Source organism: Streptomyces sp. NPDC008125, assembly GCF_042957125.1.
Taxonomy (GTDB): Bacteria; Actinomycetota; Actinomycetes; order Streptomycetales; family Streptomycetaceae; genus Streptomyces.
Window position 1 is genome coordinate 297,446 of record NZ_JBIBHR010000003.1, and the last position, 16,475, is coordinate 313,920.

Annotated in this window: 15 protein-coding genes and 1 pseudogene; 6 read left to right on the forward strand and 10 right to left on the reverse strand. The window is 72.3% G+C overall.

Features of this window, described 5'->3' with window-relative positions:
- Positions 1 to 258: 258 nt before the first annotated feature.
- On the reverse strand, positions 259 to 1,059 hold the full coding sequence (locus tag ACFZAX_RS06620; RefSeq protein WP_390959723.1) for a GDSL-type esterase/lipase family protein: 801 nt from the start codon (positions 1,057 to 1,059) through the stop codon (positions 259 to 261).
- Between the two features lie 108 nt (positions 1,060 to 1,167).
- Between ACFZAX_RS06620 and ACFZAX_RS06625 the strand changes: the two genes are divergently transcribed.
- From ACFZAX_RS06625 to ACFZAX_RS06635, 3 genes are all read left to right on the forward strand, one after another.
- Entirely contained in the window at positions 1,168 to 2,217 is a 1,050-nt protein-coding gene (locus ACFZAX_RS06625) for a WD40 repeat domain-containing protein (protein WP_390959724.1), read from the forward strand.
- A 196-nt stretch (positions 2,218 to 2,413) separates the two neighbouring features.
- Positions 2,414 to 3,301 carry a septum formation family protein gene (locus ACFZAX_RS06630; protein WP_390959726.1) on the forward strand — a complete coding sequence of 296 codons (888 nt, stop codon included), beginning with the start codon at positions 2,414 to 2,416 and terminating at the stop codon, positions 3,299 to 3,301.
- A 299-nt stretch (positions 3,302 to 3,600) separates the two neighbouring features.
- Complete coding sequence (locus ACFZAX_RS06635) at positions 3,601 to 3,963, forward strand: hypothetical protein (RefSeq protein WP_390959728.1); 363 nt, start codon at positions 3,601 to 3,603, stop codon at positions 3,961 to 3,963.
- A 279-nt stretch (positions 3,964 to 4,242) separates the two neighbouring features.
- Here ACFZAX_RS06635 and ACFZAX_RS06640 read toward each other — a convergent pair whose 3' ends face one another.
- A complete protein-coding gene (locus ACFZAX_RS06640; protein ID WP_390959730.1) occupies positions 4,243 to 6,288 on the reverse strand; it encodes an AAA family ATPase in 2,046 nt (681 codons plus the stop codon).
- 704 nt (positions 6,289 to 6,992) lie between these two features.
- Between ACFZAX_RS06640 and ACFZAX_RS06645 the strand changes: the two are divergent.
- The 3 genes and pseudogenes from ACFZAX_RS06645 to ACFZAX_RS06655 all read left to right on the forward strand — a co-directional run.
- Positions 6,993 to 7,307, forward strand: a pseudogene (locus tag ACFZAX_RS06645) (cysteine hydrolase family protein); the annotation flags it as partial.
- A gap of 264 nt (positions 7,308 to 7,571) precedes the next feature.
- The gene (locus ACFZAX_RS06650) at positions 7,572 to 8,204 is read left to right on the forward strand and encodes a methyltransferase domain-containing protein (protein WP_390960073.1); all 633 of its coding nucleotides are present in this window, start codon (positions 7,572 to 7,574) and stop codon (positions 8,202 to 8,204) included.
- 75 nt (positions 8,205 to 8,279) lie between these two features.
- Positions 8,280 to 8,702: a DUF4259 domain-containing protein gene (locus ACFZAX_RS06655; protein ID WP_390959732.1), complete on the forward strand. Its 423-nt coding sequence runs from the start codon at positions 8,280 to 8,282 to the stop codon at positions 8,700 to 8,702.
- A 21-nt stretch (positions 8,703 to 8,723) separates the two neighbouring features.
- On the opposite strand, the gene ACFZAX_RS06660 is transcribed toward ACFZAX_RS06655, so the two are convergent.
- The 8 genes from ACFZAX_RS06660 to ACFZAX_RS06695 all read right to left on the reverse strand — a co-directional run bounded on the left by ACFZAX_RS06660 (position 8,724) and on the right by ACFZAX_RS06695 (position 16,377).
- Positions 8,724 to 9,356, reverse strand: coding sequence for a Uma2 family endonuclease (locus tag ACFZAX_RS06660; RefSeq protein WP_390959734.1), 633 nt, complete (start codon positions 9,354 to 9,356; stop codon positions 8,724 to 8,726).
- A 177-nt stretch (positions 9,357 to 9,533) separates the two neighbouring features.
- Positions 9,534 to 10,652, reverse strand: coding sequence for a phosphoserine transaminase (gene serC, locus ACFZAX_RS06665; RefSeq protein WP_390959736.1), 1,119 nt, complete (start codon positions 10,650 to 10,652; stop codon positions 9,534 to 9,536).
- A gap of 109 nt (positions 10,653 to 10,761) precedes the next feature.
- A complete protein-coding gene (locus tag ACFZAX_RS06670; RefSeq protein WP_390959738.1) occupies positions 10,762 to 12,009 on the reverse strand; it encodes a cytochrome P450 in 1,248 nt (415 codons plus the stop codon).
- Positions 12,006 to 13,265: a cytochrome P450 gene (locus ACFZAX_RS06675; protein WP_390959740.1), complete on the reverse strand. Its 1,260-nt coding sequence runs from the start codon at positions 13,263 to 13,265 to the stop codon at positions 12,006 to 12,008. Before ACFZAX_RS06675 ends, ACFZAX_RS06670 begins: the two co-directional genes overlap by 4 nt.
- Positions 13,262 to 13,918, reverse strand: coding sequence for an ATP/GTP-binding protein (locus ACFZAX_RS06680; protein ID WP_390959742.1), 657 nt, complete (start codon positions 13,916 to 13,918; stop codon positions 13,262 to 13,264). The genes ACFZAX_RS06675 and ACFZAX_RS06680 overlap by 4 nt, the downstream gene beginning before the upstream one ends.
- Positions 13,899 to 14,270 (reverse strand): DUF742 domain-containing protein, encoded by a 372-nt coding sequence (locus tag ACFZAX_RS06685; RefSeq protein WP_390959744.1) that lies wholly within the window; start codon positions 14,268 to 14,270, stop codon positions 13,899 to 13,901. Before ACFZAX_RS06685 ends, ACFZAX_RS06680 begins: the two co-directional genes overlap by 20 nt.
- Positions 14,270 to 14,713 carry a roadblock/LC7 domain-containing protein gene (locus tag ACFZAX_RS06690; protein ID WP_390959746.1) on the reverse strand — a complete coding sequence of 148 codons (444 nt, stop codon included), beginning with the start codon at positions 14,711 to 14,713 and terminating at the stop codon, positions 14,270 to 14,272. The genes ACFZAX_RS06685 and ACFZAX_RS06690 overlap by 1 nt, the downstream gene beginning before the upstream one ends.
- On the reverse strand, positions 14,710 to 16,377 hold the full coding sequence (locus ACFZAX_RS06695) for an ATP-binding protein (protein ID WP_390959749.1): 1,668 nt from the start codon (positions 16,375 to 16,377) through the stop codon (positions 14,710 to 14,712). The genes ACFZAX_RS06690 and ACFZAX_RS06695 overlap by 4 nt, the downstream gene beginning before the upstream one ends.
- Between the last annotated feature and the right edge of the window lie 98 nt (positions 16,378 to 16,475).

Below are 16,475 nucleotides of genomic sequence, written 5' to 3' on the forward strand. Positions count from 1 at the left end.
GGTGTGGCCGCGGGGTCGGTGGGGGGGGGGGGGGGGGGGGGGGGGGGGCGGGCGGCCCCCCCCCCCCCCCCCCCCACGTCACCAGGCCGGCCGGGTGCGGCGCAGAGCCGTCGAGCGTACGGATGCGCACGGAACACACGGAAGGACGGGCCCCGCCTGCCAGGGCACGTCACCGGCAGGCGGGGGGCCGCAGAGTATCAGTGGCGTGCGCATGTTCGGTGGGCGGGGTGAAGGAAGTGTGCGGAGCCGCAGGCGGCCTCAGAGCGCGGGCTCGGGGACCGGCGTCCGCTCGGGTGGGAGGGGAAGCGCCTGCTCGGGTTCGGGTACGCGTACCTGGTCCGGCTCGGGCGCGTAACGGCCGCCGATCGACCACGCGTCGTGCAGCGCGTCCGCGAAGGTCGCTGCCAGCTTGTGCTCGCCGCTCGGGCCCGGGTGCGTGCCGTCGTACGTGTCGGCGTGGATGCCGTAGTCGGACGGATGCGGGGTCAGCAGCACCGGCGAGCCGGGCGTGGAGAGGTCCGCGACGGCCTCGGCGAGCAGGGCGTTGAACCGTGCGCAGGCGGCGGCGAAGGGGGCGTCGGACTCGGCCCGGATGTTCGGGATGACCGGCAGCAGCACCATCCGGACGTGCGGGTTCGCGGCGCGGGCGGCGGCGATGAAGGCGCGCGCGTTGGCCGCCGTCTGCTCGCTGTCGGTGTAGAAACCGAGGTCGATCAGACCGAGCGACACCAGCAGCACGTCCGCGCGGGAGGTGCGTACCGCCTCCTCGATCACCGGCGCCATGTGCAGCCAGCCCTCACCCCAGCCGGAGAGGTGACGGCGGGCCGGGGCGGGGAAGGACGGGTCGGCGTACGCGGTGGAAACGGCGGCGTCCGCCTCGGCGTCGTACAGCCCGGTGCGCGGGCCGACGATGGCGTACCCGCCCTCGCCGAGCGTCGCTTCCAGGTGCTGCCACATCCGGTGGCGCCAGGTGAAGTCGCCCGCCCGCCCCACGGTCATCGAGTCGCCGACGAAGAGGAAGCGCGGGGCGCCCGGCACAGCGGTTTGATGACGGGTCATGCCCCACCGCCGCAGGGCGTGGAGTCGGCGGCTGCAGGCAGGGAACGCATGGCGTCATCATCCCCGATCCCGCATTCGGGCCGCACCGTGATGATGGACACTTGCGCCATGCGTGCCTCTCTCACCGCCCTCGGTACCGCCGCCCTGCTGCTCCTCGCGGGGACCGTCCCGGCCCGGGCGGACGGCGGCGCCGACCGGACCTTCACCATCGAGGACCCACGGATCACCGAGTCCAGCGGCCTCGCCGCGAGCCGCATCCACCCCGGTGTCTACTGGACCCACAACGACAGCGACGACGGCCCCTACCTCTACGCCGTCGACTCCCGCACCGGGGAGACCGTCGCCACCGTCACCATGACCGGCGTGGGGCAGCCGCGCGACGTCGAGGCGATCTCCCTCGGCCCCGACGGGAACCTCTACGTCGGTGACATCGGCGACAACCTCAACGGCACCTGGGACCACGTCTGGATCTACCGCCTCCCCGAGCCGAAGGTGCTGAAGGACGTCACGGTGCGCGCCACCCAGTTCGACGTGGTGTACGCGGACGGGGCCCGGGACGCCGAGGCGCTGATGGTCCACCCGAAGACCGGCCGGGTCTGGATCGCCTCCAAGAACCAGGCCGGCGGCGGCCTCTACGAGGGCCCGGAGCACCTCTCCACCAGCGGGAACAACGTCTTCCGCCGCGTCGCCGAGGTGCCGTGGGTGACCGACGGCGCGTTCTCCCCGGACGGTACGCGGCTGGTGCTGCGCGGCTACCTGGGCGCCGACGCGTACACCTTCGACGACGGGAAGCTCGGCGACGAGCGTGGCGTGGGGGCCGGGTTCCAGGGGCAGGCCGAGTCGGTCACGTACACGGCCGACGGCACGGCCCTGATGCTCGGCTCCGAGGGGAAGCGGAGCGAGGTCCGGCGCCTGGAGGTGAAGGGCACCAACGCGGCCCAGGCGACGCCCGAACCGAGTGCGTCGGGCGGGTCGGGCGGGTCGGCGGCTTCCGGTGGGACCTCGTCCGCGTCGGGCGGGGGGAAGGGTGCCGGGGGCGACGGTGACGGCAGCGGCGGGTTGCCGGACGGGAAGGGCGGGCCGGTGCTCGGGGGACTCGTGGTGATCGGCGCGGTGTGGTTCGTGCTCCGGTCGAAGCGGCGGCGCACGGGCGGCTGAGAGGCGGGCGCACGGCGCCTGACGGGGTGAAGGCGGAGCCTGTGCGGGGCGCCCGCCGGGAGGCCGGGCGATGCGGGGGCGCCGTCTACCCGGGATTGACGGGTCGAATCCCTGTTCGCACAGTGTTGTCACAGCCATGCCATACGATGCGCACATCAGTTCGTCCCCTTTACTTCCGCTTGAGGATTCTCACGCCATGTCTTTCGGTGCCAAGTCCCGTCATGTCCGCGGTATAGCCGCCGTCGTCGCACTTCTCGCCATCGGCGCGTCCGGATGCTCGGTCGCCGAGAGCGCCAAGGAGGGCATCAAGAAGGCCGCCCGGCAGAAGTCGGTCTTCGACCTCAAGGTCGGCGACTGCTACAACCCGAACACGGCGCCCGCCGCCGACGGCGAGGCGGCCGAGGAGTTCGCCATCGAGGTCGTGCCCTGTGCCGAGCCGCACGACGGCCAGGTCTACGGGGAGTTCAAGGTCGAGGACGGCGCCTACCCCGGTGACGACGCGATCGTCGAGGCCGCCGACACGCGCTGCCCGGTCGAGGAGCAGAAGTTCGCCCCCGACACCTGGGCGATCCCGGCAGGCGTGGCGGGCTCGTACTACCAGCCCACGAAGGAGTCCTGGAAGACCGGCGACCGCCTCGTGACCTGCACGTACACCAAGGACTCGGGCAAGATCACCACCGGTTCGCTGAAGAGCAAGGCGATGAACGCCGACCAGCTCGCCTACCTCAAGGGCTCCAGCGGCATCTACACGGCGTTCTGGGCCAACCAGCCGGAGGCGGACGACGTCGCGGACGACCTCGCCGGTTTCAAGGCGCAGGCCGCCGCGGTCACCGCGGCGCTCGACGCCCACCTCGAATCGATCAAGGGCATCACGCAGCCGGAGACGGTCAAGCTGCGCGCGGAGCTCGACAAGGCGAACGAGGCCTGGAAGAAGGCCGCGAAGGCCTCCGACGCCGACAGCTACTACCTCGCCTACAACACCGGTTTCACGGGCATCGACCCGAGCAAGTCCGTCGCCGCCCGCAAGGAGCTCGGCCTCTCCACCACCGTCCCGGCCGACGACGCGGACGTCTGGTCGAGCTGACGCCCGGACGAGCTGACGCCCGGTCGAGCTGACGCCCGGACGAGCTGACGGCTGAACGGGCTGTCGGCCGAACGCGCGTCGGGCCGAGCGGGCCGACGGCCCGGAAGCAGCTTCGAGGGGAGGGCCGGTGCCGGGGGCGCCGGCCCTCCCCGCATGCGCGACGGAGAATCCGGATGGACCGGTTGGCGGAGTGCAGGGTCGTTTCGCCGCCATCCGTACGAGTGAGGCGCGGATGCGGGACTCCGCCCGCCGGGCAGAAGAGGGCCGCAACGAACTCCTCCAGCAGAGAGACCCGACCGATGCGTCTTCGCTCCGCGTTTCCCGCCGTTCTCGGCGCAGCCCTCCTTCTCGCAGCCGTCCCCACTTCGGCCTCGGCCGCCGAGGGGCAGTTCCGGTACGACTACGTGACCGCCGAGGGATACGACGTCACCGGCTTCCTCAACAACCCGCCCAACGGCGTGTGCGTCAACCTCCCGGGCCTCGACTCGGAGAACTCCGCGCCCGCCCACTCGCCGAAGAACCGCACGGACACCGAGGCGACGGTCTACGCGGACGCCGACTGCGAAGGCGCCTCCTTCAACCTCCGCCCGCACACCGGCGGTGGCTCGGAGCGTCTGAAGCTGCGGTCGGTCTCCTTCGGGCCGATCCCCAGCGAGGACTGACCGTCCCACCGCGCGGGGCCGGGGACCGGCGCGGGCGACCGGCTCGGCGGCGGTCGCGCGTGCCGTCGCCGCCGGGCTGCTCCCGCAGGGGCGCCCGGCGGCCCGCCTCCCGCCGGGTCGCGGCCGCGCCGGGCTTCGAGGAGCTGGGCACGCGGCTGAGTTCCGGGATCGACGAGGGACGAGCAGCCGGGTGCACCCGTGCCCCGACCCGTCGGGTGCCCCGAACCGTCAGGCGGGCTGAACCGTCAGGCGGGCTGAACCGTCAGGTGCCCCGAACCGTCAGGCGGGCCGGACCGTGAGGGTGCAGAGCCGCTTGGTGGCCCGGGTCAGGGCCACGTACAGGTCCCGCTCCCCGCCGGGGCGGGCCGTGATGATCCGCTCGGGGTCCACGACGACGACCCCGTCGAACTCCAGGCCACGCGCCTCGGACGCCGGCACGATGCGGGCGTGGCGGGCGACGCCCCGGGCCGTCAGCTCGGCCACTCCGGCGTCCGCGCAGACGACGCCCAGCAGCTCGCCCGGGTGCGCGGTGCTCTGGGCGCGGAGCTCCTGGACGACGGCGGCGGCCAACCCGTCCGGGGACGAGGTCACGGTGCGCGGGCTCTCACCGCTGCGCAGCGACCGGGTGGGCTTCTGGTCGGGAGCGATCCGCGTCAGCAGGCCCCGGACGCTCTCCAGGATCTCCTGCGTGGTGCGGTAACTGACGGTCAGGTTGTGCAGTTTGAACCGCGTTCCGACATGGGGGCTCAACGCCTCCTTCCAGTCGCGTGCCGTCGCGACCGGACCCGCCTGGGCGAAGTCGCCCACCAGCGTCATCGCCCGTGCCGGGCAGCGGCGGACGATCATCCGCCACTGCATGGCGGTCAGTTCCTGTGCCTCGTCGACGACGACGTGCCCGTACGTCCGCTCCGGCGGTCCGTCGACCAGGCTCGCCGCCTCGTCCAGCAACGGCCCGTCGGCCTCCGTCCACGGTGCGTCCGGGCCACGCAGCAGCAAGGACCGCTCCAGCTCGGTCAGTCGGGGCAGGCGCGCGGCGAGCTCGTCGGCGTCCGTCAGGAGCCCCTGCACGAGATCGCCCGGCACCAGCCGCGGCCAGGACGCCTCGACGGCCCGGTCGAAACCGGCGTCGTCGAGGAGATCGGCCCGGAGGGCGTCCACGTCCAGCTCGTGGACGGGACCCGGCTCCGCCGAGCCCTCGGTACGGTGCTGGGCGGCTCCCGTGAACCGGTCGAGGTCCAGGCCCGTCATCGCGACGGCATCGGCGTCGATCTGCTCCAAGAGGTCGCCCATGTCCCGTCGCATCGCGTCCGTGACGGCGTCGGCCAGGAGCTCCTTGAACACCTGGCGCGCGGGGTTGTGCCCCGGGGCGGTTGCCCGGGCGGCGTCGCGGGCCGCGGCGACCTCCTCGCCGGTCAGGCGGACCAGCTCCTGACCGACCTGAACGGCGAAGTCACCGGCGGGGGCCTGATGGTCGCGCAGCAGACCGGCCAGGGCGTCGGCGAGGCCTGAACCGCCCTTGAGGCGGGCCGTGTCGAACGGGTCGACGGCGTCCGGAGCGTCCACCGTGTCCGGGTGCAGCCCGGCGAGTTCCCGGCAGGTCGCCGACACGACGTCGTTCTCGCCGAGCGAGGGGAGTACCTGGGAGATGTAGTCGAGGAACCGGGCGTTGGGGCCCACCACCAGGACACCCTCCTCCGTGGCGCGCGGGAACGCGTACAGGACGTAGGCCGCCCGGTGCAGGGCGACCACCGTCTTGCCGGTGCCGGGCCCGCCCTGCACCACGGTCACCCCGCGGTGGGCGGAACGGACGATCTCGTCCTGCTCGGCCTGCAGCGTCGCGACGGCGGCGTGCATCCTGCCCGTACGCCGTGCCGACAGCGCCTCGGTCAACGGGCCGTCCCCCACGACGTCCTCGTCGGTCGGGTCGGACCCGTCCAGCAGTTCGTCACTCACCGAGACGACCGTGCGCTCCTCGACGCGCAGGTGCCGACGCCGCCGCAGGCCCATCGGGTGGACCGGAGTCGCCTCGTAGAAGGGCCGCGCCGCGTTCGCGCGCCAGTCCACGAGCAGCGGCAGGTCGTCCCCCTCCGTGTGCAGTCCGATCCGCCCGATGCGCAGGGCCGTGCCGTCCGTCCAGTCGATACGCCCGAAGACCAGCCCCTGTCCGGAACCCTCCAGCCGGCCGATTTCCTTGGTCAGACGCTCGGCGGAGATCTCTCTCTCGTACGCCTCACCGGCGCTTTCCGCCGGGGACTTCAGTACATTCGCCCGGTCCGCCCGTGCCTCGGAAATCCGTTTATTGAGCAACTCGTACAGGGAGGACACATAATCCCGCTCCGAGTCAATGGCGCGCGCAGCGGAATCATTCAACTTCGACAACGGCAGGCTCCTTCGATTCGAGCCACACCATAGGGTCATTCCCTCCGGAAGATAAGTCTTGACTTACCTGGTGAAATGCGGCCTCGCGCCGGTGTGCGCCGGAAGCGGAGGCGTCCGGGACATGCGGGCGAGCGTGAGGGCCTCGTCGTCCTGCGCCTGAATCCCGGGCGGCCGACCGTACGGTCCGTCCCGCGTGTCCGGCCGTTCTGTCATTCGCTCCCGTGCTCCTCGCGAAACCCGGTGACCTGTGTCGGCCGAAGAGCGCGATGTGCCTTTTCCGGCCTCTTTCCGACCTGCCCGCAGCGCCGATCGGTCGGCGGAGTGAGGGGTGTACGGAACGATGAAGCCCGGGTGGACGGGTTCTCACGTGAAGGGGACCCCGGAAACGACTTTGCCCCCTCCCGGAACTCACCGAAAGGGGGGCTGGAGAGGGCAGTTCGCTACGACGTCACCCGCCCGCGAAGGTGCGCGACCACGACGGTCCGACGACCGGAGAGCCGCGTACCCATGGATCCGTGCACGACCGGGTCGCGGCCGGATCGCCCGGCCCCGAACCGTGCCGGACCGGCCGACCCGGCGATGCTCCGGCCCGCCCCCACCCCCTACGCTCTCCACCCATGCCGAACACCTCCGCGCTTCTCGTCATCGACATGCAGAACGACACGGTGGCCATCGCCCACCGGGCCGCCGAGACCGTCGCCGTCATCGCGGAGATGCGCCAACGCGCCGTCGCGGCAGACGCGTTGATCGTCACGGTGCAGGACGGCGCCGGTGGGCCCGAAGTCGGCTCCGAGGGCCGGCAGGTCGTGCCCGAACTCGCGCCCCGAGCCGGGGAGACGGTCGTCCGCAAGACCGCCCCGGACAGCTTCCTCGGTACCGGTCTCGACGGCCTGCTGCGGGCGCACGGGGTCACCGAGGTGGTCGTCACCGGGTTCGCCACCGAGATCTGCGTGGACACCACCGCACGCTCCGCCCTGAGCCACGGGTACGACCTGGTGCTCGTGGCGGACGGGCACACCACGTCCGTACGGGGCCCCGGCGACGAGGCGTACGCGGCCCCGGATCGGTCGGTCGCGCACCACAACGCCATCTTCCGGAACCTCCGCCACCCCGGTCGCCGCATCCGGGTGCTGCACGCCTCCGAGGTGGACTTCGCCCCCGGGGAAAGCGCCCAGGCCCTGGAAGCCGAGCCCGCCTTCGTACGCGCCACCCGGGCCTCGTACGACGTCATGGCCACCGAGTACTCCGCCCGGTTCGGCGCCGAACTGGATGCCAAGCCGCTGGAACGCGCGCTGCTCGCCGGGTTCGTGGACCTCGTACGGGAGACCGGCGGCGGTCGGCCGCTCGCCGACGTGGGATGCGGTACGGGACGGATCACCGGCCACCTGCGCGGGCTCGGCGCCGACGTGTTCGGGATCGACCTGTCACCCGGGATGCTCGCGGTGGCGCGGGCCGAACACCCCGACCTCCGGTTCGAGGAGGGCTCGATGCTCGCGCTCGACCTGCCCGACGCCTCCCTGGGCGGGCTGCTCGCCTGGTACTCCGTCATCCACATCACCGACGCGCTGCTCCCGGCCGTCTTCGCCGAGTTCCACCGGGTGCTGGCCCCGGGAGCGCACCTGCAACTCGGCTTCCAGGCCGGCGACGGGACCCGTCGCAGGACCGACGCCTGGGGGCGCCCGATCGACCTCGACTTCCACCGCCGCCGCCCGGAGGCGGTCGCGGCCCTGCTCACTGCGGCCGGCTTCGAGCCCCGGGTACGTACCGTGCGCGAAGCCGACACCGACGGGGAGTTCCCGGAGCCGACCCCGCAGGGGTTCGTGCTGGCGCGGAAGCCGGTGGCCGGAAGCCCGGAGGGCTGAAGCTCCGGCGCCGGAAGGCCGTTGTCAGTGGGGGGTGACACGCTGTAGTCACGATTCGGGAACGGGGAGAGTCACATGGGTACGTGGGACATCGGGCACTTCGACAACGACACGGCCGCCGACTTCGGCGGGAAGCTGGACGACAGCGATCCCGAGAAGCGCGCGGCGCTGATCCGACAGGCGCTGGAAGCGGCGGTCCACGTGGGCGCCGAAGGCTTCCTCGACAGCGACGAGGCGATGGAGGCGGTGGCCGCCGCCGCGCTGCTCGCGGCCCGGTGCCCGGGCGGCGAACCGGTGGACACCCCGTACGGCCCCGATGAACCGGTGCCGCTGCCCGGCGGTGCCCCGTCGCCTGTGCTGCTCGGGCTCGCGGTGCGGGCCCTCGACCAGGTCACCGCGGAGACGTCCGAGCTGCGCGAGCTGTGGGCGGAGAGTGCCGGGTCGGCGGAGTGGCTGGCGGGGATCGGCCGCCTCAGAGCCGTGCTGGCGGCGGGGTAGCCCGTGTAGAAGGAGACGGGGTCAGTCGGTCGGCCGAGCGGCCGTTGCCGCGCGGCTGCCCGCCGCGACGAGCTCCGCCACGTCGAGCGTCACCTCGGCGCCGATCGAGGCGGGGAGCGTGACCGTCTGGCCGGGGGCGTACACCTCGTGCCGGTCGTAGGACGAGCCGCCCGGCTCGGTGAGGACGTGGACCCTGCCGTGACGGCGGTCCAGGACCACGTACACCGGGACCTTGGCCTCCGCGTATACGGCCGGCTTCAGGTGGAGGTCGCTGCGGTAGTTGCTGGAGGTGACCTCCAGCACGAGACGGAAGACGGCCGGGTCGTAGCAGTGGTTCTCGGCCCGATGGGCGTCGAAGTCGGCGTCGACGAGGGCCAGGTCGGGGATCACGTAGTCCTGGGGGCCACCGGGGAGCCAGAGGCCGATGCCCTGGATGAGAGCAGAGCCGCCGTCGTCGAGCCCGGCTTCGATGAAGGGGCGCATCAGCTTGGTGAGCGCACGTCCGTGCGGGCCGTCAGGGGGCGGAGCCACGGTGATGACGCCTCCGATGATCTCGACGCGGTGGCCGGGAAGCTGCTCCATGAGCCTGTTGGCACTGTCGAGCAGGGACTCCGGCTCACCGTCACAGGGGTACTCGACTGCTGCCGCAGACATGGCGTCCCTCCTGGGTCCGATGGTGTCGAGAACATCATGGTAGGTCGGGCTGCTCCCCTCCGTCGCGAAGCCGCAGGACCACCCGCGAGGGTGGGGCGGTACGGCGACGGCCCCGCACACCAGGGGTGTACGGGGCCGTCGTCCAGGCGTCAGGCGTGAGCCGGGGTGCCGGAATGGTTACAGCTTCTCGATCACGTAGTCGATGCAGGCGGTGAGGGCCTGGACGTCCGCCGGGTCGATCGCCGGGAACATCGCCACGCGCAGCTGGTTGCGGCCCAGCTTGCGGTACGGCTCGGTGTCCACGATGCCGTTGGCGCGGAGCACCTTGGCGATCGCGGCGGCGTCGATGTCGTCCGAGAAGTCGATCGTGCCGATGACCTGCGAGCGCTTCGCCGGGTCGGTGACGAACGGGGTCGCGTGCTTCGAGTCCTCGGCCCAGCCGTAGAGGTTCTGGGAGGAGGCGAGGGTGCGGCCGGTCGCGAAGTCCAGGCCGCCCTGGCCGTTCAGCCACTTCAGCTGCTCGTTGAGCAGGAAGAGGGTGGAGAGGGCCGGGGTGTTGTACGTCTGGTTCTTGGTCGAGTTGTCGATCGCCGTGGGCAGCGAGAAGAACTCGGGGACGTGGCGGCCCGACGCGTGGACGCGCGCCGCGCGCTCCAGGGCGGCCGGGGAGAACGCCGCGATCCAGAGGCCGCCGTCGGAGGCGAAGGACTTCTGCGGGGCGAAGTAGTAGACGTCCGTCTCGGTGATGTCGACCGGCAGACCGCCGGCGCCCGAGGTGGCGTCGACCACGACGAGCGCGCCCTCGTCTGCGCCGGCGACGCGCTTGATCGGCGCCGCGACACCCGTGGAGGTCTCGTTGTGGGTGAGGGCGTAGACGTCGACGCCCTCCTCGGCCTTCGGCTCCGGGTGGGTGCCGGGCTCGGAGGAGATCACGCTCGGGTCGGCCAGCCAGGGCGCGAGCTTCGCGGCCTTGGCGAACTTCGAGGAGAACTCACCGAAGTTCAGGTGCTGGGACTTCGTCTCGATGAGACCGTGCGTCGCGACGTCCCAGAACGCGGTGGACCCGCCGTTGCCGAGGACGACCTCGTACCCCTCGGGGAGGGAGAAGAGGCTGCGTACACCGTCACGCACCTCGCCGACCAGGTTCTTGACCGGGGCCTGGCGATGGGACGTACCGAGGAGAGAGGTTCCGGTGGCGGCCAGCGCGTCGAGCGCCTCCGTCCGCACCTTGGAGGGCCCGGCGCCGAAGCGTCCGTCGGCGGGCTTGATGTCAGCGGGAATCTGGATATCGGCCACGAGTCGGAGCGTAGTCCCTCGGGGACGGGGCGAGAGCCCCTGTCCGTCCGGTGAGACGGACGCTCCGACCTGTGGACAACGCGGAGGCCGGTGCGGTAGGGGGACCGGCTCAGCCGAGGGTGACCGGGAGTTCGAAGAGGTCGTTCTGGGTCACGATCGGCTTGTTCCGCAGCTCGGCCGCGGGGACCGCGAGCGCCAGCTCCGGGAAGCGGGCGTACAGCGCGGGGAGCGCGACGGCCGCCTCCAGGCGGGAGAGCGCCGCACCCGGGCAGATGTGCGGGCCGTGGCCGAAGGAGAGGTGGCGGTTGGGGGAGCGGGTGAGGTCGAACTCGGCCGCGTCCGGGCCCCATTGCTTCTCGTCCAGGCTCAGCGCGGCGAACGAGACCATCAGGCCCTCGCCCTTCGGCAGCACTCGGTCGCCGATGGTGATGTCCTCGGTGGCGAAGCGGATGAGGACGTGCGAGGTCGGTGAGGACCAGCGCAGCGTCTCCTCGATCGCGCCCTCCCAGGTCGCCCCGCCCGAGAGCACCAGCGCGCGCTGCTCGGGGTGGGTCTGCAGGGCGACGACGGTGTTCACGATCAGGCTGATGGTGGTCTCGTGACCGGCGGCGATGATCAGCTTGAGGGTGTTGAGGATCTCGTCGTCGGTGAGGCGGTCGCCGTCCTCGGAGGCGTTCAGCAGCGCCCCGGTCAGATCGTCGGCCGGGGACTCCTTCTTCTCCTCCAGGATGCGCGTGAACAGGGTGTGGATGTTCCCCATCACCTGCGGGACCTCGGCGGGCGGGGTCAGGTTGGAGAAGAACTTGTCGAACAGCTCCTTCATCCGGGGCAGGTCCTCGGTGCCGATGCCCATCAGCTCGCTGATGACGTTCATCGGCAGCGGGTAGGCGAATTCGGCCTTCAGATCGACCGTCTCGCCCGCCGGGCGCGCGGCGAGCCGGTCCAGCAACTCGTCGGTGCGGGCCTGGATGCCCTCGCGGAGCCGCTCCACCCGGCGCACGGTCAGCGCCTGGGCGACCAGGCCGCGCAGCCGGCGGTGCTCGGCGCCGTCCGAGGTGAGCATGGTTCTGCCGGGGTTGACCAGGCCGATCAGCGGCCAGTCGGGGGCGATCTCGCCGCGCTGCCAGGCGTTCCAGACGTCGATGTCCTTCACCAGGCGCGGGTCCGTGAGGGCCGCCTTCGCCTCGGCGTGGTGGGTGACGGCGTAGATGTGGACCCCGCCGGGCAGCTCCACGGGGACGAGCGGACCGGCCGCGTGCAGCCGGGCACTCTCGCCCCTGAGGTCGCCGACGAACAGGTCGAGGACGATGCGCTCGTCGTCCTGCGCGCCGGTCGGTTCCGTGGTCGTCGCGGTCACCGCGTGCCTCCAAGGGCGGGAGTGGGTGTGAAGCGGACAGGCAGCTCCGTCAGGCCGCGCAGCCACGGCGACGGGCGCCGGGTGAGGTCCTCGGCGGGGACCGCGAGATCGACATCGGGGAGGCGGTCGAGGATCGCCTCGATCCCCGTACGGGCGATGACCTCGGCGGTCTCCTGGGCGGGGAACGGGCAGCGGTGCTCGCCGTGGCCGAAGGAAAGGAAGGCGTTGTTGCCGCCGGTCAGCGCGGAACCGTCGGTCCGCACCTGGGGGTCGGCGTTGGCGGCGGCGACGCCGAGGATCAGCAGGTCACCGGCCTGGATGTGCTTCCCGCCGAGATGGGTGTCGCGGCTCGCCCAGCGGCCGGCGACGTTCTGGGTGGGGGTGTCCTCCCACAGCACCTCGTTCATCGCCTCGGCGACGCTGTGCCGTCCGCCGGAGAGCGAGGCGGCGAACCGGTCGTCGGTAAGCATCAGCCGCAGCGAGTTGCCGATCCAGTCGGCGGTCGGCTGGTGCCCGGCGGCCATCATGACCATGAGGTCGCGGGCGACCTCGTCGGCGGTGAACTCCCCGGTGTCGGCGAGCATCCGGGACGGTACGTCGTCCTCGGGTCCGGCGGACCGCTCGGTCACCAGCTGGATGACGGAACCGGCGATGTGACGCTGACCGGCGAGCGCGTCGGGCCCTCCGTTGATCATGTCGTTCATCGCCCGGACGAGCGCGGGGCCCTTGTCGTCCGCGAAGCCGTACAGCTTGGCCAGGACCCGGACGGGCAGCAGCATCGCGTAGTCCGCGATCAGGTCGCAGCTGCCGGCCGAACAGAAGGCGTCGATCAGCTCGTCCGCGAACTCCTCGGTGTACCTCCGGAGTTCGAAGGGGTCGGCGCCCTCAAGAGCCGTACTGATCACCTGGGAACGGCGGCTGTGGCGCTCGCCGACGGTGTAGAGGATCGACGGCTGGTCCTTGCTGATCATCGGATGCAGCGGCCAGTCGTCGGGGATGTCCGGCCACTGGTTCCAGATCTGCGAGTCCCGGGTGAACAGGGCCGGATCGGTGGTGACCTGGTGCAGCTCGCGGTAGCCCAGCACGAGCCACGCGGGCACGCCGCCGGGCAGCACGATCGGCGCCACCGGCCCGTGGTCCCGGCGCACCTCCCGGTACAACTGGTGCGGTTCGGTGGCGAACCGGGGCCCGGACAGCGGTACGGGTCCGAGGTCCTTGGCCGCACCCTGACCGTGGTCGACGGGGCACGCGTTCACGAGGTGGTCTCCGGGGTTCTGCCGGCCGCCTCGGGAGCGCCCGCGAGCGCCCCTTCCGGAGTCCGGGCACGGGCGGCGGACAACGCGTGGAGGTGCTCGACCAGCGTGATCAGGACGTACTTGCTGGACGACCGGTCGCGCGCGTCGCACTCCACCAGCGGTACGTCCGCCGAGAGGTCGAGGGCCTCCCGGATCTGCTGCTCGGTGTGGAGCGGGCCGCCGAAGTCGTTGCACGCCACGATGAACGGCGTGCCGTGGTGCTCCAGGCGGTCGATGGCGTACCAGGAGTCCGCGAGCCGACGGGTGTCGACCAGCACGACGGCCCCCAGCGTGCCGGAGAAGAGGCGGTCCCACAGGAACCAGAAACGCTCCTGGCCGGGCGCCCCGAAGAGGTACAGCACCGAGCGCTCGTCCAGCGTGATGCGGCCGAAGTCGAAGGCGACCGTGGTGGCCGCCTTCGACTGGACGCCGTCGAGGTGGTCGACGGCCTCGCCCGCGCGCGTCATCGTCTCCTCCGTGTTGAGCGGGCGGATCTCGCTCACGGAACGGACCATGGTCGTCTTGCCCACGCCGAATCCGCCGACGACGACGATCTTCAGTCCGTTGTCGGCCGTCGCCCGAAGGGCGGCGCGGTCAGAGGTTGCGGAGTCCAACGAGCACCTGTTCCAGGATGTCGGAGTCGGGGAGCCGGTCCGCGACACGGGCGGTACGGGGATGGCGTGCGCTGATGCGGCCGGTGTCGAGCATGTCGCCGAGCATGATGCGGACGATGCCGACCGGCAGCTTCAGGGTCGCGGAGATCTCGACCACCGCGGTGGGGCGCTCGCACATCCGCAGGATCGTGACGTGCTCCGACTGCATGCCGGGAGCCGGCTCGCACTCGGAGACCACGAGCGTCACCAGGTCGAAGGCGTCGGAGTCCGTCCGGCTGCGGCCACCGGTGAGGGTGTAGAGCCGGTCGGGGGAGTCGTCACGACCGGGGCGGGGGCGCGGCACCGGGGGCATCAGGCGGTGATTCCCGCGTCGGCGCCCGGCCCGTCGGACGGGTCGGTCTCGCGGGGCGGGGCGACCAGGTGTTCGCCGAGCTGCTCGACCAGCTCGCTCATGTTGTGCCCGACGAGACCCACGTCGGAGTCCTCGGCGGCGACGACCGCCAGATGGGCGCCCGTACCTGCCTCCACGATGAACAGCACCCCGCCGTAGAACTCGGCCATCGCGGACCGTACGCCGCCGCTGCCGTCACCGAACTCGACGGACGCGCCGTGCGAGAGGCTCTGGATGCCCGCGGAGATCGCGGCGAGCTGGTCGGCCTGGTCGACGGAGAGCTCGGGGGTACGGCACAGCTTCAGGCCGTCCCGGGAGAGCACGAGGGCGTGCCGGGCGCCTGGGGTGCGTTCGAGCAGGCCCTCCAGCAGCCAGTTCAGCTTCTCGTCGGTGGTCGCGGTCATCGGGTGTTGCCTTCCGGGAGGGTTGCGTTGGCCCGTACTGCCTGGCTGAAGGTGGAGAAGCGCTCGGCCTGCCGCTTCGCGTCGTTGGCCCGGTCCCGAGGGGTCACCGGGGCGACGGCGGCGGTGGCCGCCGCGCGCGCCTCCGCGGCGGCGAAGGTACGGCCGCGCCGCCTCCGGGGCAGCCCGCTCTCGCCGAACTTCGGGAAGGAGCCGGTCGATTCGGCCTCGGACTCCGGGGCGGGACCGGCCTTGGAATCGGCTGCCTGCCCCGCGTCCTCGGCCGGACGGGCCGTGTCCTCGTGGCCTTCCGCCGAGTCGGTCGCCGCCGAGTCGGTCTTCGCCGCCGCGTGGGTGGGCTCCGGCTCGGGGGTACGAGGAGGCGTCGGCCCGGGGGTGCTGCGCTTCTCCGGCTCGGGGTCACGCGCCGGCGGCTCGGCGGTCCGGGGCTTCGGTGCGACGGCCGGGAGCGTGGGGGACGCGGTGCCCGCGGGCGTACGGGCGATGAGCTCCTGCGGCAGCATCAGCAGGGCGCCGGTACCCCCGCGCGCGGACGGCCGGAAGGAGACCCGCAGCCCGTGCTTGCGGGCCAGCCGGCCGACGACCGCGAGGCCGAGGCGGGTACCGGAGGGCGCGGCGACGCTCTCGCCCGGGGAGACGGCCGCTTCGGCGCGGCGCAGCTGCACCTCGCTCATGACGAGCCCGCTGTCCTCCACGGTGATCACCACACCGGCCGGCACCTCTTCGACGTACACGTGCACTTCGGCGGTGGGCGGCGAGAAGTTGGCGGCGTTGTCGAGGAGTTCGGCGAGCGCGTGCATGACGCCCTCGGCCGCGTGCCCGGCGATGGCCACGTCACTGGTCGAGTGGAGCCGGATGCGCCGGTAGCCGCTGATCCGGCCCATCGCGCCGCGCAGGATGGACTCCATCACGATCGGCCTGGCCCACCGGCGCCCCGAACGGGCACCGGTCAGTACGGCGACGGAGTCGGCGAGGCGGCCGGCCTGGGCGGTGCGGTGGTCCAGGTGGAGGAGGTCGCCGAGGACGTTCTCGTCGGAGTGCCGGTTCTCCATCTCCCGCAGGTCGGCCAGCATGCTGGTGGCCAGCGCCTGCATCCGGCTCGCCGCGTTGGCGCCCGTCGACAGGGCGGCGGACCGCTCCCGCTCGGCCTGCGCGAGGCGGGCGGAGAGCGCGGACTTCTCGGCGGCGAAGCGCTCCCGGTCGGCCTCGTTCTCGGCGGAGCGCCGCTCGGTCTCGGCCGCCAGGCGCTCCTTGGCCGTGGCCGCCTCGGTGGTGGCCTTGGCGAGTGCGGTGGCCGCCTCGGACGCGGCGCGGGTGGCCTCCGCGCGGGCGGTGGCCTTGATCCGGGCGGTCTCGGCCGTGTAGCGCTGGGCGTCGGCGGAGGCGGACGACACCAGGCGGGTGGTCTCGTCGGTGAACCTCCGGCTGTCCGCCGCCCGGGCCTCCCGCAGCGTCCGCGCGGTGCCCAGCGCATGTGCGGCGACGGCCGCGGCCACGGTCAGTGCGACGGCCGCCGCACCCGCCCCCCAGGCCAGCGGGGTCCGCACCGAAGTGGGGGCCATGGCGGTGGCCCACGCGCACAGCGAGCCTGAGACGACTGCCGACACCAGCGCGGTGAGCGCGGTCGACCGGGTTGAGGGGCGCAATCGGAGTCCTCGGGGCGGACGGCACGGGCGGCGCCGACCGGTCGGGCGGCGCGGCGGACGCGGCGGCAGGCGGGGCGTCAGGTCGGGGCTGCGGTCGG